Raw genomic sequence first — 20,360 nt, 5'->3', positions numbered from 1 at the left:
GCAAATTTGGTGGTGCTGGTGCAATGGTGATGAAGCAGAAACTAAGGTCGCTTCATTTTGTGCGTTGGTTTTCCAGTCTTATTTGAATCAAAAAAATACTCCCTATACGACAAAGCAATGAATTCACAAGTCAAGCAAGTGGTCGCTGACAAGCAATCGCTCGACAGTTTGGTTAGTACTATTCGAATTCCACCGCGCCCAAGCCTCTTGGTCGAAATGCAGAAGGAATTGAATAAAGACGATCCAGACCCGCGTAAACTCGCGCGCATTATTGCGAATGATGTGGCGATGGCCGCTTCATTGATGAAGCTCGCGAACTCTTCTTTTTTTGGTTTACGTTTAAAGGCACAATCGGTAGACCATGCGGTCGATTTGTTGGGCATGCGTCAAACAGGCTTAGTGATGACGGGTATTATTGCGCGTCAATCAATTGCGACACAAGGTCAATCTCTCCGAAAATTTTGGGACATCTCTTCAAAACGCGCACAAGCTTTAAGTGCGATGGTCAAACGCTTGCCCGTTTGTACACCAGACGTGGCACACACCTTTGGCTTGTTTTGCGATATTGGCGTACCGATTTTGATGGAGCGTTTTCCGGGCTATGCCGAGACGTGGAAAAAAGCAAATACCTCTTTTGAATTTGCTTTGACTGATGTTGAGGAAGAACAGCACGTCACTAATCATGCTTCAATCGGGTCCTTGATGGCTCGTACCTGGGGCTTACCGGAACAAGTTTCGACCGCTATCTTGCTGCATCACGACTATGCGAGCTTGGAAGATACTTCGACCGATGAGTCGGTGCGTGGTTTGATCGCACTGACAGCGTTGGCCGAATATGCGATTCAAAAATACGAAGGCCAGGAAAATTCTTCAGAGTGGTTTAAGAGCAGTGAGCGCGTGCGTCAGTTTCTAGGTATTGGCGTGCACGATGCAGAAGATTGGTGCGACGAGTTGCAAGAGCTGTTTAACCAGCCGCACTAGGTTCAATGGGCGTTGATGGATAAAAACCAAAAGCGGACATCACGTCCGCTTTCTTTATCGATTTTTGCTTACTGCTTACTGCTTAGCGCTTACCGCCACCCAAGACGCGTGCCGGCAGCATGAAGATCGCACGAAGCAGTTCAAACACGCCATCGAAGGCGATACCCAACAAGCGAAATGGTAAAGAAATAAGCCATACCAGCGGGTAGAGCACTAAAGCGAGTAGTGCTAATGGCCAGCAAACGATAAATAGAAAAATCCAGATCAAGAAGGTGAACATGGTTTCTCCTTAAAATAAGAAACAGATAATTAAACTCAAACTAAGAGCGGAGCTGACGATGCTCATCATCGCTAGGTCGAGATAAATTGAGGGGCGGTGAAAACTTTTCATACGTGTATAGATTTCGGTTATCAGTGTTTGATGGTGTGACTGTAACCAATCTGAATAACGCATGCCCTAGGTTTGCGACGAATTGCGGAAACCTGCGCTTGCACGTCGATAAAATGCGATGAATGGAAAGCCGCTGCTGCTCATGGCACTCCAATCTTAAACTTAAGACAAGTCAGATTAATTTGACGCGCGCCCGCTAGCTAGCCAATTAATTAACTCATCTAATACGGCTTTGCCACGCATGGCGCTAGCATCTTCAGTGTTGATAAAAGCGACCAAGATCCAATCTTGTTGGTTGGGATCTCTCACATAGCCTGCAACTGCCATTACATTTCTAAGTGTCCCGGTTTTGATGCGCGCACGGCCTTCGGCCGCACTCGCTTTGAGTCGATTTCTCATGCTGCCATCAAGCGCTACAATCGGTAGGCTAGAGGCAAACTCCGCTTGCCAGAAACTATTATTCGCGAGGCGAAGAATCGATGCCAGTTGGGTAGCGCTGATCCTATCAATGCGTGATAAGCCAGAGCCGTTCTCAATAATTAAGCCCTGGTCATTGAGTTTATTCTTAGCGAACCAATTTCTAATCTCGGCATTGGCGGCTTGATTGCTGTCACCCAATTGCTTCGACAACCCTGACTCCGCACCCAAGGTGAGGAAGGTGATTCTCGCCATCGCATTGTCTGAAAACTTGTTAATGATGCGCAGCGTGTCAGCTAAGGTTTCAGACTGCCTTTCATGTAGAAGGCTAGCGGTGCTGGGCGTCACGCCATCTTGCACCTTACCTGTCCACTCACCACCTAGTTCTGTCCACAAAGCTTTGAACATGCTCGCGATATAGGCGTTACGGTCGAGAATATTGAGGTAGGCAATGGTTTGGCAATTCTTCGGGAAACTACCGTTGGCCACCAGTTCGACTTCTGCTTCGGCATTGACAACGACTTGCGGTGATTGCCAACCGGTTTTCCATTCGTTGCACGGGCGATTATTTAACTTCAATTGATTGCGTAAGGGTATGCCATCCATCGGTGTGGCCAATCGGAGATTGATCTTATCGTTACTGCTATCAATCATGAAAGCCGTGATATTGCTGTGAATGAGCAAAGCATCAGGAATCACATTGTAATAGGCATCTGGGTTTTCATCGAAAGCAGGGGCGCCAATCTCAGGTCGATTAGGTTGGAAAAACTGACGATCGAGTATTAGGTCTCCATTCAGTTGGCGCAGGCCTGTTTGGCGTAAGGCTCTGAGCATAAGTCCGAACTTTTCAAAACTCAGATTGGGATCACCGCCACCACGTAGATAAAGTTTGCCATTCAGTACACCATCTTGGATTGCATCTTCAACGAGAAACTGCGTTTTCCATTTGTAAGCTGGCCCAAGTTTGTCGAGCGCGATAAAGGTCGTCAATAATTTCATCGTCGACGCTGGTGCGAATGCACGGTCAGCTTGATGATTTAAGATTGCCGCACCTTGGCTTGCGGGCATTGCAATTACACTTAAACTACTTGCAGATAGTTCTGCTTTCTTGAGCTGTGCTTCGACCGAACTCGGTAACTTAGATTGAGCAAAACTGTGGCTGTGTAATACAAAGCCGAAAGCGAGCAAAGTAAGTGCTGAATTGAAACGCATGGAAAATTCCTTCTAGAGATAAGCGAAGTATGCCATGACTGTTAAAGCGATGGAGGTGTTTGATGATCTTGGACGACAAGACTAGTTTTCATTTTAGTGCGAACTTTTTCGTGATTAAAAGGTCTAGATATATTAAGCTAGCGATGCCTTGATTGCTCACACGTGGTTTTCCTCGTTTACTCTTGAATTGAAATGCAGATCATATGAAACTCTCTTCTCTTGCAACCGCTTGTGTTCTTGTTTGCACCAGTGGGCTGATCCCTACTCATATTGCGATGGCGCAGAACAACGCCAACGCCAATTTGCCAATGTCATCACAACCGACCACCTTTACCATGAGTTCGGGCACCGACCGCACGGCGGAGCAGTTGGCAAGTATTTTCGAGAAGGTCGATTTGAGTCTCAAATTAGATCCGAGTACGCGCAGTATCGAAGGCAAGGCGATCTTGGACTTACGCGCCAAGTCCGAACTCAAACGCGTGGTATTAGAGCTGGATAGGAATCTGCCAATCGACAAGGTCAGCGTCAACGGTGTGGTGTTAGCCGCAGAGGCGATCAGTAATCCAGAAGGGCGTTTGTTTCTAACTTTACCCTCGCCGCTCAAAGCAGGAGAATTAGCCCAAGTAGCGATTCAATATCATGGCGTACCTCGGATCGCGATTCGTGCCCCGTGGGATGGAGGTTTTGTCTGGAGCAAAACGCCGACAGGTGAACCTTGGATCGCTTCTGCGGTGCAGGGAGAAGGCTGCGACTTGTTTTGGCCATGTATCGATCACCCGATGGGTAAGCCGCAGCTAGCGACCCTACACATTACCGTGCCTGCACCTTTAGTGGTGGCGGGCAATGGAGTCGCTCAAGGCATGGACGAGAGAGATGGCTGGCGAACTTATCATTGGAAAACTAAAAATCCGAGTACGTATGGCATCTCGATCAATGTCGGCCCTTATGAATTGATGGAAGGTGAATACCAAAGCCGCTTCGGCAATCGCATCCCTTTGAAGATGTGGCATCTGCCTGCGAATAAAGAAAAGGCGAAAGAATTGTTCGCTGAATTTTCTCCTATGCTCGATTTTTTTGAGAGCCGTTTCGGGCCTTATCCTTTTGGCGATGAAAAAATGGGTGTCGTTGAAACTCCGCACTTAGGGATGGAGCATCAAACTATCAACGCCTATGGCAATGACTATACTAAGTCGCCTCATGGTTATGATTGGTTGTTGCACCACGAATTTTCGCACGAGTGGTTTGGCAATCAAATGACCAATGAAAACTGGGATGACTTCTGGTTGCATGAAGGTTTTGCGTCGTATATGCAGCCTTTGTATTTGCAATATCTGCGTGGCGAACGTGATTTTCAGGTGGGCTTGCACGAACAACGTAGCCGCATCGTGAATAAATTCCCTATCGTCACGGGGCATTCGATGAGTGAGCATGATGTTTCGAATGGTGCTGGCAATGACGTGTATTTTAAGGGTTCATTGATGTTGCACACTTTACGTGGGCAAATCGGTGATGATTTATTTTTCAAAGCGATACGTCGCTTGCTGTACGGTCGTGATGATCCAAAGCCAGGTAATTTCTCGCCTCGCTATAGCACGACGAAAGAGTTCATCCAAATAGTCAATCAGCTCACCAAAAAAGATTGGAATTGGTTCTTTAAGGCGTATTTGATGCAGCCTAAATTACCAAAGCTTTCAACTTTGTTGGAGTCCGGTCACTTGAAGTTGCACTGGCAAATTGCTGATGGAAGCGTGTTTTCGTTGCCGGTGGAAGTGCGTGTAGGGAATCACATTCATGTGGTGCCGATGAAAGATGGCAAAGGCGAATTGAAGGTTCCTGCTAATACGCTTTATACGATTGACCCAGGTTCGAAAGTATTGCGGGATGAAGATCGTATCGAACAAGCTGCTGCCGATGCCGCTGCTCGCCGAAAGGCTCGTGCCAAGTAATTCAAGAGTTTTTTGGTTGGTATTTTCAAAGGGAGAGGGATTTTACTTCTCCCTTTTTTGTTGACCTTGTCCAAAATAAAAATTAAGAAAAATAGTTAAATGCCAAGCTGTTTTGCCAATGGCTTTGGTGTTTTCGCATCAAGGACGCAAAACATTGCCTAAAAGAAAAAAATAAGTTGACACCATAGACGCTGAGAAAGATACTCATTTCATAGCGGAAACAGATGTTTTTCGCCTCGTCTTCTGTGTGAGCCCTGTGAAAAATATTCAACTGAAATTATTTTTGCCATTGGCAGTTGGGATGCTGGTGTTGGTGCCCGCACTCTTGATCACATGGTTTTCTTATCGCGCGGCGCAGCAGACAGCGGTGGAGGCGGCGCATGGCGTGATGATTCAAGCTAGCTTGCGCGCTAGCGAGGCGGCCGATGCTGATTTGGCAGAGCCCAGTCGTCTCATGGACTTCTTCTCTAGTTATGGAGACGCTGTCGGCGGTGAGCCAGACCCACGTAATTTTTCTTCTTTAGACCGTTTCGAGGAAGTTGCTTGGGGTGCTCTGCGGGGGACCCGCCTCGTCAAATTTATTTCTTTTGCGCCGATTAGTGGCGGTTATCGTGCGATCGATATTTACGAAGAGGATTCTTTACCTCAGGTTTTAGTTCAAAACCCGAATGAAGCACGGCGCACCCATTACCGCAGCGCTAAGCCTTTGGATCGTCGTCAGAACGATGGTAAAGACAATGCGGAATATGTGCCGCATAGTCGTCCTTGGTTTGCCGCAGCATTGGCTGCCGCGGATGCCGACGGGCGAGGTCTCGATCGCCGTGCTTGGACGGATGTTTATCCTTCGTTTTCTCGCAGCCAATTGCAAATCGCGCATTCGATTGTTGTCCGCAACGAGAAGCGCGAGATCGCCGGGGTGTTAGCGCTTGATGTTTCTTTCCGGCTGCTGAGTGAATCACTGCAAAACCTTCAAATCAGTCCGAATGCGATAGCGTTTATCGTGGATAAAAATGGTGCTTTGGTTGCCTCTTCAACCAAGGAAGATATCGTCGGTTCAGTTGATGTGCCGCGCGTTAATGCCGCGCAAGCAAAATCGGCATTGATTCGAGATGCCATGCTTAATTTGCCACTTGTGATGCAGCAGACTAGCGCTAATTCCTTATCAAAGAAAGCTGCTTTAGATGCTCAGGCGCTGTCTAGTAAAACGCGTCAGCAAGATCCACGTTGCCAAGCAAAAAGTGGATGCGTTAACTTTGATTTTGTCCAAGATCAGCAGCTGATATTAGCCCACGCTTTACGTTTAAATCCAAGTAAATTGCAGGGCCAAGAGTCGTTAGATCGTCGCTCCGATCTTAATTTTCCCGAATGGCGATTGGTAATTGCTGCGCCCGCCGAAGATTTCAATTTTGTGATTCGGGAGAAAAGTCAACGCACCATTTTCTTGGCAGTTGGCCTGGCAGCGGTCGCTTCTATTTTCGCGATTTTGTTTGCGAGTCGTTTAAATTCAAGTATTAGCGCAATTGCCCGCGCCACCGTCAAACTAGGCGATGGTCAATTCGAACGTGATTTTTTAAATACGAATTTTGCTGAATTCAAACAAATTAGTCATGAGCTAGACAATACGGCGACAGTGCTGCAGCAAGCTCGAAATGACTTGTTAGCACAGAATGCTCAACTCGAGGAGCGGGTCTTGGCGCGCACCCGAGATCTTGAACATCAGACTGAGGAGGCCTTACAAGCAGCGAATGCTAAGGCAGCTTTTCTCGCGACAATGAGTCATGAGATTCGGACGCCAATGAATGGCGTGATCGGTATGACCGATTTATTGACTGGCACCGAACTCAATGCTGAGCAACGCGACTATGTCGATACGATCCGCAGCTCCGGCGATGCCTTGCTCACGATCATTAATGACATTCTCGATTTTTCTAAAATTGAGTCTGGAAAAATGAGCTTTGAACGCGAGCCTTTATCGCTTCAGACAGTGATTGAAGAAAGTTTTTCTTTGGTCGCACAAAACGCCAACCAAAAAGACTTGGAACTCTTATACGAAATTGATGAACATGTGCCGCCATTGATTCTTGGCGATGTTACCCGCGTTCGCCAAATTGTCTTGAATCTGGTCAGCAATGCAGTGAAGTTCACTGATAAAGGCGAGGTTGCCATCATGGTCGCGAGAGCAGATTGTGATGGTCGCAGTCAAGTACAAATACAAGTGAAAGATACAGGTATCGGTATTCCGGAAGACCGGGTCGATAGCTTGTTCGCTGCCTTCACTCAAATCGATGCGGCGACTACACGCAAATACGGTGGTACTGGCTTGGGTTTAGCGATTAGTAAGCGATTGGCACAGTTAATGGGTGGCGATATTGCACTCGCTAGTGAAATCGGTAAAGGAACGATTTTTACCGTAACTCTTAATGCCGAGGCCTTTGAAGACGCACCCGTTGACGCAAGGGACCAAACATTTACTGCAGCGTTGCAAAACAAACGATTATTATTGATCGACGATAATCAACATGTCTTGCGTGTGTATTCAAATCGGTTAAGGCATCTTGGTATTCAAGTGGATACAGCGCAAAGCATGCCTGAGTTGGATCATGTTCTCAGTGCTGGAAAATCTTTCGACATCATCATGATCGATTCGCACATGCCGCAAATTGACGGCTTTGCCTTGGCGACACGTTTGAAACAATTCGATGCATTTAAGAATTTGCCGTTCGTCTTGTGCAGTAAGTTTGTCGATAATCGGGAACAAGACAAAGATCAATTGTTCGCGCACTATTTGCTCAAGCCATTGAAAGAGCAGAGTTTGGTCGATACCTTGTCAACGATTTTTATCGGAGCGGCGACAAACACTAAAACAGATGCCTTGAGTGCGGGCGGCATTGGTAACGCACAAACCTATGGCCAGCGTTTTCCACAGCGAATGTTGATTGTGGATGACAATCCGACCAATCGCAAAGTTGCGGGCATGATGCTAGAACGATTGGGATATCAAGCCAAAATGGTGACAGATGGGCGTGAGGCAGTCGATGCTGTAATGGCAGCGGAAGCAGCAAAACTTGGGTTTGACGTGGTATGGATGGATCTCCATATGCCCAATCTTGACGGCCTCGATGCAACAAAAATTATTCGTCGTGCCACAATCAAACAACCAAGTATTATTGCCATGACAGCGGCAGCGATGCATGGCGATCGTGAGATGTGTTTGCAAGCGGGTATGGACGACTACGTCAGCAAGCCGCTTGAGGCAGCGCAATTGCAGCGAGCCTTAGAAGCGCATTTGCACAAACGAGGTGTCGATTTTTCGGGTGCGGACAGTGTTCAGCCACAAAGCAGTGCTGCGGAAAGTGCTGAATCACACGAGTCGTCGCAATATTTTGACCCCAATCGCTTTATGGCTTTCTGCGAAGGAAATCCAGCTTATCGGGCCACCTTCATTGGTCTGATTAAGAACATGGTCACCAAGGGGCAATTGCAATTCGAACAAGGTCGTGCCGCATGGCAGGAAGGACGAATCGATGATGCTGCCCGCGCGTTTCATACTATGCGTGGTTCTTTGGGGACCTTGGGTGCAGTCGCCTTTGTGGGTATGTCGCGTGAGCTTGAATCTGCATTAAAAGCAGACGAAGCGAGCAGTGATGTAGGAAAAGCAGCGATCGAAACTTTGTTTGTACAAATTAAACAAGTACTCGATACCACCATCAACGAGGCGCAGTCTTGGCTCGATCAACAACCATAATGTTTTTTTGATATTGAATCCTAGGTGCAAAATCCTAGTCCTTAGACCCTAAGGTATAATCGCGCCTTCTGAGAATTTCCCTGGGCTGGCTAGCCATGAGCTTACGTAAAAACGAAATTGAATTATTGTCTCCGGCGAAAACGGTAGAGATTGGCCGCGAAGCGATTTTGCATGGTGCTGATGCGGTATACATCGGCGGCCCATCGTTTGGTGCGCGTCATAATGCTAGTAACGAAGTCAGCGAGATTGCCAAGTTGGTGGAATTTGCGCATCGCTATCATGCACGCATTTTCGTCACCTTAAATACCATCTTGCATGACACTGAACTCGAGCCAGCACAGAAGTTAATTCACCAGTTTTATGATGCTGGTGTGGATGCCTTGATCGTGCAAGACATGGGCATCATGGAGCTCGATATTCCCCCAATACAAATTCATGCCAGTACGCAGTGTGATATTCGCACACCCGCAAAGGCGCATTTCCTTGGCGCTTCAGGGTTCTCCCAACTGGTGCTGGCTCGTGAGTTAACGCTAGAACAAATTAAAGCGATCAAAGCACAAACTGAAACGCCACTCGAATATTTCGTGCATGGCGCCCTATGCGTGGCCTTCTCTGGCCAATGCTATATCTCGCATGCGAAAGATGGTCGTAGCGCCAATCGTGGTGATTGTTCGCAAGCCTGTCGTTTGCCGTATACCCTGAGTGATAACCAAGGTCGTGTCGTCGCTTACGATAAACATTTATTGTCGATGAAGGACAATGATCAGAGCGCCAATTTGGAAGCGCTACTCGATGCGGGTATTCAGTCTTTGAAAATCGAAGGCCGATACAAGGACATGGGCTATGTAAAGAACATCACAGCACATTATCGTCTCTTGCTAGACGAGATTTTGGAACGTCGGCCAGAGTTTTATCGTGCCTCTAGTGGACACACGCAAATCGCCTTTACACCAAATGTCGATAAAACTTTCCACCGCGGACACACTTCGTATTTCGCCAATGGCCGCCTCGATAATATTGGCGCTTTTGATTCGCCGAAGTTCGTGGGTTTGCATATCGGTTATGTCACCCGTTTGGGGCCTGATTGGTTTGAATTAGAAACCAACGAAGATCTCGCTAATGGCGATGGCCTGAACTACATGCACAAACGTGAAGTGGTTGGTGTTCAGGCCAATACGGTCGAGAAGAAAAGCACGAATGAAAACGGCACTATCTGGCGTGTGCATCCTAATGAAAAGATGGCCGAGTTCGTGAGCTTGAAAATAGGGATGTCAGTTCATCGCAATCGAGATCAGCAATGGGAAATGGCGCTCACTAAAAAGTCGGCTGACCGCAAATTGGGCCTGTGGATGAAGTTGTCTGAGTATGAGCTGGAACAAACACGAGGCTTGCAATTAGAGTTGTCTGATGCGGATGGTATCAACACAGTGACCCGTATCGATCTTGCGTTGGAGCCAGCGCAACAAGCGGAAAAAGCCGAAGCGAGTTTGCGAGATGCGCTGTCTAAGCTTGGTAATACCATGTTTTATGTAGAACAAATCGATTTGCAATTGAGCCAGCCTTGGTTTGTACCTAGCTCGCAAATGAATGCACTGCGACGCGACGCGATCGCTCAGCATGAGCTAGAGCGTGTGCGTCAGTGGAAACGCCCATTGCGCGAAGCTGCGGAAGAGCCTTTGGTACCTTATCCGGAGACGACCTTAAGCTATTTGGCGAATGTGTATAACCATAAAGCCAGCGCCTTTTATAAGAAACATGGGGTGCAGCTAATCGCGGCTGCCTACGAATCTCACGAAGAAGCGGGTGAAGTGCCGTTGATGATCACCAAGCACTGCTTGCGTTTCTCATTCAATCTTTGCCCTAAACAGGCGAAAGGTGTGACCGGTGTACAAGGTCAGGTGAAAGCTGAGCCGATGACCTTAGTTAATGGCGATGAGAAATTCACGCTACGTTTTGATTGCAAACCGTGCGAGATGCATGTGATGGGTAGTATGAAGCCACATATCTTGAAATCACCTCCACCGACGACCGTGGTGAGCCCTTTGGTATTTCACAAAACACGACCTCAGTAGTCCTCTCGCAAAAGTAGTGTTGCGAGACATCACAAAACCGATGAGCTAGAAAGTTCATCGGTTTTTTATTTTGAAAAGTGTCGGCATAAAACGCGATATTCAAAATTAAATAGATATAAAGTAAACATCTTTTTACATGAAAAAAATTTACTCTGGACGTGTAAGTTAGATGATTTGCGCTTAAATTTCACTAACTTTGTTCATATTTGAGAGTTTTTGACCTGGCATGAAAACTGCGATTAAGGAAGTGTTGCCGCTCATGGTGGGCTGGCAATGGTGGTTGAAGTAGAGATTCAATGACCATCTTTTTTGATCGGCGGTTTTGCAAGTGATTGGCATCGGCAGCGCGCTGTGATGCCGCATGTGCACCGCCACTTTCTTAATGAATGGAGTTCGAAAATGACGACGAAGACTTTGATTAGCGCATTGCAATTGGCAACCAAACGTGAAGCTCGTGCTTCAGGCACACCAGGGCCTAACGATATTTTTTACAGCTCTACCGACTATAACCTCCCAATTCCAGCAAACGCCACACAGTTCGTTCTGTGTGGAAGCGCTGACGGTACAGGCAATACTTACGTCGACGATAAAGTGGTGGTGGCTGCGGTGAACGGCAGCACAAGCTCACCGCTTTACACTCATGACTACAGCAATGGAAATAGTGGGCGAATCATTCCCTTGCCACCGACTGATGTCACCAGCGCATTTAAACAATTTGTAGGCAAGTCGATCAATTTACAAACGCAATTCATTGACTTGTATAAAAATTCCAAAGGTGGTTCCAACTTCTTCTTGTGCATATACGCTTGAGCCTTCTCACATCACAATGTGATTTGCGCAAAAAAAACCGACGGGTTTCGCCGTCGGTTTTTTTATTGAGACTGAGGGTATTACAGATTCTCTTGCAAGAACTTCCATTTGGTTTTTTGTAACGACCAATTCAACCAAGGATCAACTACACCGTGGCCCTGCGCGGGGTAGAGTTGCAAGCTGTATTCTTTATTCGCTTTGGCTAAAGCATCAATCAGCATGATGCTGTTTTGTGGATGAACATTGTCATCCATGGTGCCGTGCATGATCAGAATCTTGCCGCTCAAGTCCTGCGCTGCTTTCAAAGTAGAGCCTTTGTCATAGCCTTCTGCATTCTCTTGTGGCAAGCCCATATAGCGCTCAGTGTAGATACTGTCATACAAACGCCAATCGGTTACAGGTGCACCAACAAAGCCCACTTTCCATGCTTTGCTATGGGTCATGGCGTAGGAAGTGAAGTATCCACCATAGCTCCAACCATTGAGAGCGATGCGATCCATATCCGCCCAACCTTGCTGACGCAACCAATCCAAACCATCGAGTTGATCTTGCAACTCTAATTGACCCAATTTTTTGTGAATTGGCCAAGCGCTAGAAACACCTTTGTTACTTGCACTTTGATTGTCGAGGATCCACACCACATAGCCTTGTTGTGCCAAGAAGTGGTAGTACAAATTGGTGCTCCATTGATCACGTACTTGCGGTGCCATCGGGCCAGCGTACAAGTGTTGATACACAGGATATTTTTTGCTTGCATCAAAATTCGGCGGCAAGAACAAAAGACTTTCCATCGGGAAGCCATTACGTGATTTCACTTGCTGCTGCTTAACTGTGGCCAATTGCAAGGCTTTGAACTTCTCTGGCTCACCTGCATTGTCGACCAATTTTACTTGTGTACCTTCGTCCGTGAACAGTGCTTGTTTTGGGGTTTGCGTCAGACTGCTCCAGCTGTCGAGGAAGTGAGTAAAAGTTTTGTTCCAGCGCACCATGTGTGAACCTTTTTCTTCGGTCAGGCGCTTCATATTGCTGCCATCGAAGTTGATGCTGTACGCGTCGTTACCTATAGGGTTACGTTCGTTGGCGGAAAACAGGACTCGGCCCTTCACTTCATCGACACCTTGCACACTACGCACATCCCAATCGCCTTGCGTGATTGCTTTGACCAATTGGAAATTTTTGTCGTAGTGGTAGATGTGGTGATGGCCAGTACGGCTAGATTCCCACAAGAAGCTACCGTCTTTCAAGAAGTGCGGTAACGGCAGACGTTCAGTCCAAGCTGGGCTGGTTTCTTTTACCACCGCTTTGCTATTAAGCTTGGCATCATAGATACGCAGGTCTAACCATGTTTGTACACGGTCCTGCCATGAGGCCATCAAGCGACCATCGGGTGTCCAGTCGACTTGTACGATTAAAGTCTCTTTGCCTGGATACGGGTCTTGCGTCCAACTGATCTTACCTTTGAGATCAACCACACCAAGTTTAGTAATCGGATTTGGATCGCCCGCTTTTGGATAACGTGTGCGGTCTGTTTTGACCGGTTGTGCGTGATCGCCAGCTAAAGTGTAGACAGGCACTTTCGTTTCATCAAAACTCAAGAAAGCGAGTTTTTTGGAATCAGGTGCCCAACGGAAAGCGCGGAAGTCACCGCGGCCATACACTTCTTCTTGATAGACCCAGTCCAAGCGACCATTGAAAACGGTTTCGCTACCACCGGTGGTTAACCGTGTCTCTTTGGTAGTGGCGACGTCAGTCACGTACATATCATTGCCTTTAAGGTAGGCAACGGATTTGTTGTCTGGTGAGAGCAGAGCTTCGTCTTCTTGCACATTTGGCGTGTTCGTCAAAGCGCGTGCTTTATTCGCTGCTAAGTCTAACAACCAAATATCATTTTTGTAGGTAAAGATATAGGACTTGTTTTCAGGCTTGATGCGAGCGCTGAGTTGGTCAGCCAATTTGCTGACTTCTTTCTCGTCGATCTTAGCTGCCTTCAAGATACTTAAAACATTGCCGTCAGCTGGTAAGGCGGTTTTTTCCCATGTCGCTGGATTCACCACGAACAACTCGGCAGAGCCTTTATTGACCTTAGACTCAATCAAACGATTTTGATTGTCCCAAGACAAACGCGTTAAGGGCGCGGGGCTAAAATTGATGCGTTCTTTCGGGTGATACAACATTTCCAAGCTGAGCTTGCCGTCACCCGCAAAAGCCGCCGTTGCAAAGAGTCCGCTGCAGATCGTTGCTGCGACTAGACTCAGTTTAAAAGTGTGTTTCAACATGTTTCCTCCAAATATTTTTTCTTGAGGTTCTGGGTAGACGAAATTAAATTCTTTTATTGTTAAATCAAGCGTTTAGCCGACATTTTATGACTGAAATGGCACAGTTTAGTTCAATTTTTTTATAGTGCTAATCAAGGGGAGTAGCAGTTTTTCTTGCAACTCTGCCTTTTTACTTTCTTGGACATTCACATACAGAACGTTGCAGAAGGCTTGTAGATTGTGTCGACGTGCTAGACTCTTTTGTGTGGTTTTCTTCAGATCGAGTTCGGTTTGAAGAAGCATTTCAAACCACTGTTGCCATGCAGCTTGATCGATAGGAGATCGCAGTGCCAAATACAATACCGGCATCATTAAACGTTCGCTTTCGCCGTATTGATAAAAATGCTGATCGGTCTTGATCTGTGTGGCGAGCGCTTCCAACATGAGTTGATGATGTGCTGCGGTTAGTGCAGGGTTGAGTGACAACTGCAACATCCAATCTGCACCATGAGCCACACCATGCCGCCAACCTTGTTTTTCATCGTAACCTCGATAGTCATTGACGGTGCTCAAAAAGGTCGCCGCTTGCTTCACCATATGGTTGCGTTCGAGTTCCGTCATGAATGGAGTGACGCGATCCACTCTGGCTACCTCCGCCAACACTAACGCTGCGAATGGGCGCGCAAAATCGTGATGCTTGGTGATTTGATTTGTGCTCAGTTGCTGCTGTAATTGTTCAGAGATGTGGCGAATGGTGTCCACGTCGAGCAATTTACCACGCATCCAAAATGACAGGCTTTCAAAGGCGATTTCATCGCGCATTATCGGGTCTGGGCTAGCAAGACAGGCAAGCATGGCCTTGGCAAGTTGCTGACGCTGCCGGTGATCGCTCAACTGCCATTGTTGCTGACGTAGTTCTTTGAGCGCTTGGGGCTTCATGCCCAAAGGTGAGCATGGTTCGGCGCTCCATGCTGAATCTGGAAAGGCAAGAGTGCCGAAGACGAGTAATGACAGGATTAGTCTTGTCGGCATTCTTGGCTCCAGTGTATGTTCTCGTTTTAGCGAATAAAACCTTGGATTGCTTGCATGGTACGTTGTGTTGCACCTTGGTGCTTCAGGAAGAAAGCATAGGCCGTTTGCCCCATCACTCGTCGGGTGTCGGGACTGTCGAGTAATTTCTGTGCCTGTTTGAGCATATCTTCCGCATGCAGGGTGCGTACCGCACAATTGGCGGCGATCGCTTGTTCTGTGATTTCCGAAAAATTAAACGTATGTTGGCCAGTGAGTACCGCTTTGCCCATGGCAAATGCTTCGATCAAATTATGTCCACCGAGCGGTACCAAACTGCCGCCGACAAAAGCGAGATCGCTGGCCGCGTAGTACATATACATTTCACCCATGCTATCGCCGAGTAGGATTTGTGTATTCTCAGGGATAGGTAATTCGTCGGCGTCGAGATCTAAACTTGAACGTCTGACATAGCGCAAGTTGTGTTGTTCGATTTGCGATGCGACTAAATCAAAACGTTGTGGATGCCGCGGCGTGATAATCAGTAAAGCGCGCGGCAAATCTAATTTCATGAAGGCATCAAGGATCAGCGTTTCCTCGCCTTCGCGCGTACTGGCACATATGAAGACAGGCCGATGATCAAAATAACTGCGCAGTTTTGCACCGCGCTCAGCCATATGCGGCGGCGGTGTGACATCGAATTTCATATTGCCCGTGATGCAGAAATGCTTGACGCCCAAAGTGGCAAGACGTTCCGCATCGGGCCCGGATTGCGCTGCCACATAATCGATGCCATCGGCTGCTTGCACGAATAGGGAAGACAGGCGTTGCGCCTTGCGCAGTGAGCGCTCTGATAAACGCGCATTGACCAAAGTCACTGGCACCTGCGCGGCTTTGCATTGGGCGATCAAATTCGGCCACACCTCAGTTTCAATCAGCACGCAAATGCTGGGTTTGAAATGACGCAAGAAGCGTCGAATCATCCAATTGATATCGTAGGGCACGAAGACTTGGGTAATGCGTTCTTCGACATTGGAAAATAAGATTTTGCCAGTACTGCGCCCAACGGGAGTCATATGGCTCAACAAAATGTCATGCTCTGGATATTGCGCTAGCAAGGCTCTGACCAAGGGTTCTGCTGCACGTGTTTCCCCAGCGGACACCGCATGCACCCAAATTCTCTTTTTGTTCGAGCAAGACGGATAAAACCCGAGGCGCTCAGCAATATGCTGACGATAACCAGGCTCTTGTCTGCCGCGAATCCATAAACGTAAAAGTACAAAGGGAAGTGCTAAAGACCAAGCAAGTGAGTAAATGAGGCGCATGTAAGAAAGTCAGCGACAGAGCGTTTCTGTCTGAGAGTTTGTTCGATAGGTGTTGAATATACCTTAAATCAAGGTATTTCCAGAGAAGAATTCGTTGTTTTCAAGAATGCTTTTCAGAGAGATATGCCTTGTCAAGGCGCGTGACTTTGTGCTCGAGAACAGAATCTCTTCATTTCGATGAATGAAAATTAATTGTTTAGCGGATATCGAGGACCAGCTTTGTTATAATGTTTTTTTGATATTTTTTAATTGATTATGGATTTCCTTTTTTTACTGCGATCAACAGTGCTATTGATTGTTTCCAGCGCAATGAGCCTCGCGCTAATGCTTGTGAGCCCAAACGCGGCACAGGCACAAGAAAAACTTCAACCTGAGCTTTTCTTTCAAAACGCCACAATTGATCGAGTGACGATGTCCCCCGATGGAAAAACACTAGGAATGCTGGTGGCAACCAAGAATGGTCGAGTGCAGTTAGCGACGATGAGTCTTGCTAACAAACAGCCGCGTGTAATTGGTGGGTTTTCCAATGCTGACATCGGCGATTTTCACTGGGTTAATAATGAACGTCTGGTTTACAGTACCTCTGATAAACAGAAAGCGATTGGGCAGCAGCGTTATTTTCCAGGGCTGTTTGCCATCAATATGGATGGTTCCGAAGAAAGAACTTTGATTGAAAGAATATGGGTTCCAGATTCCACAGCGGTCTCCTCGATTAAGTCTAAGGCCCTCTCGGGTTTTCATTCATTTCTTGAGGTGGATGACAGCCCAGGCTCAGAAAGTGTATTCGTGGTAGAGCCTGTGTTTAATGCGATTTATGACATCGAAGCCATGCAACTCAAACGTGTGAATACAAGAACAGGATCGGTTGAGACCTTCCGTCGTCCAGGTAAGTCACATTTTTGGATGATTGATCACAAAGGGCAACCGAGGATCACGGTGACACAAGACGCTGGGGTTGAGCAGATTTGGTATCGAGATCCAAAGTCAGATCAATGGAAGGTAATTGCGGAATCAAAGACTTTTGGAGGATCGAATTTCACGCCATTTGATTTTGGCGTTGATGGAACTTTGTATGTGCTTGATCGACTCAATACGGACAAGACTGCTCTTTATCGGTTTGATCTCGACAAAAATGAGACTGATCCAAATCCAGTTGTGGCAGTCGATGGTTACGATTTTAGCGGTAGTTTGATTGGTGATTTGGCTAAAGGGAAAATTACCGGCATTCGTTACGAGAACGATGCTTACACCACACTGTGGCTCGATCCGCAAATGAAGAACATTCAGGCAGCCGTTGATGCACTTTTGCCTGCAACAATCAATCTTATTTCGATCCCACGCTTTGGTCTAGTTAAGACGGTTCTCGTGCGTTCATACTCGGATGTGCAACCATCTTTATATTTGACCTATGACATTGAGGCGAAGAAGCTTGAATTGATCGGTTCGTCGCGTCCTGCGATCGATGCAACCAAAATGGCGATGCAAGACATGATTCGCTACAAGTCCAAGGACGGGCTAGAGATTCCTGCGTATTTGACTTTGCCGCAAGGCGGAAAAAAGAATCTGCCAATGATCGTATTGGTGCACGGTGGTCCATACATGCGCGGTTCTAGTTGGGGCTGGGACTCAGAAGTGCAATTTTTAGCGTCTCGCGGATATGCTGTCTTGGAACCCGAGTTCCGTGGTAGTACAGGCTTTGGTTTTAAACATTTTCAGGCCGGTTGGAAGCAGTGGGGCCTCGCAATGCAAGACGATATTGCGGAAGGTGCCCGTTGGGCAATTGCACAAGGTATTGCCGATCCAAAGCGTATTTGTATTGCTGGTGCAAGCTATGGTGGTTACGCGACTTTGATGGGTTTAGCAAAGAATCCTGAGTTGTTCCAATGTGGTGTTAGTTGGGTTGGTGTAACTGATCTTCGCCTCATGTATCAATCGAGTTGGAGTAATGATGCATCTGAGTTATGGCAAAAATATGGTATGCCTGTCATGGTCGGAGATCCGGTGACGGACGCGAAGCAATTGATTGAAACTTCGCCTGTAGAACTGACTGATCAGATCAAGCAACCCGTCTTGTTGGCCTATGGTGTTGAAGATCACCGTGTGCCGATTGAGCATGGCCGAAATTTCTATGCCAAAATCAAAAAGACGAATCCCAATGTCGAATGGATACAGTATAACGACGAAGGCCATAGTTGGGTTTTGTCACAAACGCGTATCGATTTTTGGAAGAAAGCTGAGAAATTCTTAGAGAAATCGATAGGAAAGTAATGTTGGCGTAGAAAATTGCCAACTTCATCAACAAAGCCGAGACGCTTGTTCGTGGTCTCGGCTTTTTATTGCTTAAAATCAAGCGAGATACATCTGGAAGGACATTTTTGCATTCTTTCATCGAGAAGTGGTAAATTGCTTTACTAATAAATAGTTTAGGTTTAAAGTATTTTTCTGGGGCGCAGCATTCATGTTTGAGACAGCCCGAACTCTATTCGCCAACCCAGATTGTGGAGACATCTTGATGGCCCCTCGTTTTCCTGTTTCAGCTCATGTCGATACCTTTGCCTTTGAGCATCTGCCACCGGTGGAGCAATGGCCTGAGCTGATTTTTTCTTTGCCTGAGCTGCAATATCCTGAACGTATCAATTGTGCGTCTGCTTTTCTGGAAGAAATGGTGCAGAAGGGGTTTGCAGACAAGCTTGCGATTCGCAGCGCGAATACGCAATGGACGTATGCGGAACTGACTGCCAAGGTCAATCAGATCGCACACGTCTTAGTCGATGATATGCATCTCGTGCCGGGTAACCGTGTGCTTCTGCGTGGCGCCAATAATCCTATGATGGCAGCTTGCATTTTGGCGGTGTGGAAGGTCGGTTGTATCGCCGTGCCGACCATGCCCTTGCTACGGGCTAAAGAACTGAGCGTCATCATCAATAAAGCCCAAATTACTGCAGCCCTTTGTTCCGCGGCACTGCATGAAGAGCTAAATGCGGCGCAGAGTTTGAGCCCGGTCTTACAGCAAGTGAAGTTGTTCAATACTGATGTAGAAAACAGCGTCGATACTTTAATGGCGAACAAGTCGAGCCAATTCAGCGCAGTCGATACCGCCGCTGAAGACGTTTGTTTGATCAGTTTTACCTCGGGCACAACGGGTATGCCTAAGGGCACCATGCATTTTCATCGTGATGTTTTGGCGATCTGCGATTGTTTCCCGCGCTCGACTTTGCAATCTCAAGTGAATGACGTGTTTATTGGTACGCCGCCGCTCGCCTTTACTTTCGGTTTAGGTGGACTGCTACTGTTCCCGCTGCGCATAGGCGCCACCGCAGTCTTGCTCGAAAAATTGACGCCAGAAACCCTGTTGAAAGCGATCGAGGAGTATCAAGCCAGTATCTGCTTTACCGCTCCCACTTTTTACCGCCAGATGCTGTCCTTCGTACCGCAGTTTTCTTTGCAGTCTTTAAAGAAAACGGTGTCCGCCGGTGAAGCGTTGCCAGTCGCAACGCGCGAAGCCTGGCAGGCTGCGACTGGCCTTGTGATGATCGATGGCATCGGTGCGACTGAGATGTTGCATATCTTTATTTCTGCTGCTGGCACAGATGCACGTGCCGGTGCCACAGGTAAAGCCATCCCAGGTTATCAAGCTTGCGTATTGGATGAGGAAGGCAAGCCTGCTGGCGCTGGTGTCATTGGTCGACTCGCGGTCAAAGGGCCGACAGGTTGCCGCTATTTGGCCGATGAACGTCAAAAGAATTATGTGTACCAAGGTTGGAATTTGACAGGCGATGCTTATGAGATGGATGCCGATGGTTATTTCCATTATCGCGCCCGTACCGATGACATGATTATTACTGCCGGCTACAACGTCGCGGGGCCAGAAGTGGAAGAGGTTTTGTTGAAGCATCCTGATGTGGCTGAATGCGCTGTCGTCGGGCTGCCAGACGAAGAGCGTGGCCAAATCGTAAAAGCTTTTGTGGTGTTACGTGATGCCACTAAAGCCAGCGATGCATTGGTGAAGACGCTGCAAGACTATGTGAAAAGCAATGTCGCTCCTTACAAGTATCCACGTGCCATCGAGTTCCGCGACGCCTTACCACGCACGGAAACGGGCAAAGTGCAGCGTTTCAAATTAAAGCAAGCTGGTGCTTGAGTTCGCTGCTTTTTGCGCAGATGTTTGAAAGAAAAATGAAATGAACGATAAAGTGCA

Annotated in this window: 12 protein-coding genes; 7 read left to right on the top strand and 5 right to left on the bottom strand. The window is 47.4% G+C overall.

From position 1 onward, the window contains the following. Nucleotides 1–117 precede the first annotated feature (117 nt). Nucleotides 118–981 carry an HDOD domain-containing protein gene (locus H8K36_RS04410; RefSeq protein ID WP_186914903.1) on the top strand — a complete coding sequence of 288 codons (864 nt, stop codon included), beginning with the start codon at nucleotides 118–120 and terminating at the stop codon, nucleotides 979–981. 82 nt (nucleotides 982–1,063) lie between these two features. Here the strand turns inward: H8K36_RS04410 and H8K36_RS04405 are convergent, their stop codons facing one another. Next, on the bottom strand, nucleotides 1,064–1,261 hold the full coding sequence (locus H8K36_RS04405) for a hypothetical protein (RefSeq protein ID WP_186914904.1): 198 nt from the start codon (nucleotides 1,259–1,261) through the stop codon (nucleotides 1,064–1,066). Between the two features lie 288 nt (nucleotides 1,262–1,549). Continuing rightward, entirely contained in the window at nucleotides 1,550–3,001 is a 1,452-nt protein-coding gene (dacB, locus tag H8K36_RS04400; protein ID WP_186914905.1) for a D-alanyl-D-alanine carboxypeptidase/D-alanyl-D-alanine endopeptidase, read from the bottom strand. A 203-nt stretch (nucleotides 3,002–3,204) separates the two neighbouring features. Between dacB and H8K36_RS04395 the strand changes: the two genes are divergently transcribed. The 4 genes from H8K36_RS04395 to H8K36_RS04380 all read left to right on the top strand — a co-directional run bounded on the left by H8K36_RS04395 (nucleotide 3,205) and on the right by H8K36_RS04380 (nucleotide 11,574). Next, complete coding sequence (locus tag H8K36_RS04395; protein ID WP_230404287.1) at nucleotides 3,205–4,947, top strand: M1 family metallopeptidase; 1,743 nt, start codon at nucleotides 3,205–3,207, stop codon at nucleotides 4,945–4,947. Between the two features lie 256 nt (nucleotides 4,948–5,203). Then, nucleotides 5,204–8,692 carry a response regulator gene (locus tag H8K36_RS19265; RefSeq protein WP_186914906.1) on the top strand — a complete coding sequence of 1,163 codons (3,489 nt, stop codon included), beginning with the start codon at nucleotides 5,204–5,206 and terminating at the stop codon, nucleotides 8,690–8,692. Nucleotides 8,693–8,787: 95 nt separating this feature from the next. After that, the gene (locus H8K36_RS04385; RefSeq protein ID WP_186914907.1) at nucleotides 8,788–10,764 is read left to right on the top strand and encodes a peptidase U32 family protein; all 1,977 of its coding nucleotides are present in this window, start codon (nucleotides 8,788–8,790) and stop codon (nucleotides 10,762–10,764) included. Nucleotides 10,765–11,163: 399 nt separating this feature from the next. Further along, the gene (locus tag H8K36_RS04380) at nucleotides 11,164–11,574 is read left to right on the top strand and encodes a hypothetical protein (protein ID WP_186914908.1); all 411 of its coding nucleotides are present in this window, start codon (nucleotides 11,164–11,166) and stop codon (nucleotides 11,572–11,574) included. 80 nt (nucleotides 11,575–11,654) lie between these two features. On the opposite strand, the gene H8K36_RS04375 is transcribed toward H8K36_RS04380, so the two are convergent. From H8K36_RS04375 to waaA, 3 genes are all read right to left on the bottom strand, one after another. Next, nucleotides 11,655–13,850: a S9 family peptidase gene (locus tag H8K36_RS04375; protein ID WP_186914909.1), complete on the bottom strand. Its 2,196-nt coding sequence runs from the start codon at nucleotides 13,848–13,850 to the stop codon at nucleotides 11,655–11,657. 105 nt (nucleotides 13,851–13,955) lie between these two features. Next, complete coding sequence (locus tag H8K36_RS04370) at nucleotides 13,956–14,861, bottom strand: DUF2785 domain-containing protein (RefSeq protein ID WP_186914910.1); 906 nt, start codon at nucleotides 14,859–14,861, stop codon at nucleotides 13,956–13,958. 26 nt (nucleotides 14,862–14,887) lie between these two features. Continuing rightward, a complete protein-coding gene (waaA, locus tag H8K36_RS04365; protein WP_186914911.1) occupies nucleotides 14,888–16,162 on the bottom strand; it encodes a lipid IV(A) 3-deoxy-D-manno-octulosonic acid transferase in 1,275 nt (424 codons plus the stop codon). A gap of 309 nt (nucleotides 16,163–16,471) precedes the next feature. Here waaA and H8K36_RS04360 point away from each other — a divergent pair, with 309 nt between their 5' ends. Both H8K36_RS04360 and H8K36_RS04355 read left to right on the top strand, forming a co-directional pair. Further along, entirely contained in the window at nucleotides 16,472–18,430 is a 1,959-nt protein-coding gene (locus H8K36_RS04360; protein ID WP_186914912.1) for an alpha/beta hydrolase family protein, read from the top strand. Nucleotides 18,431–18,674: 244 nt separating this feature from the next. Continuing rightward, nucleotides 18,675–20,303 carry an AMP-binding protein gene (locus H8K36_RS04355; RefSeq protein WP_186915732.1) on the top strand — a complete coding sequence of 543 codons (1,629 nt, stop codon included), beginning with the start codon at nucleotides 18,675–18,677 and terminating at the stop codon, nucleotides 20,301–20,303. Nucleotides 20,304–20,360: the final 57 nt, after the last annotated feature.

Origin of the sequence: Affinundibacterium nitidum, from assembly GCF_014284155.1 — a bacterium.
GTDB classification, from domain to species: Bacteria; Pseudomonadota; Gammaproteobacteria; order Burkholderiales; family Burkholderiaceae_D; genus Undibacterium; species Undibacterium nitidum.
This window is presented reverse-complemented; position numbering and strand designations above follow the sequence as displayed.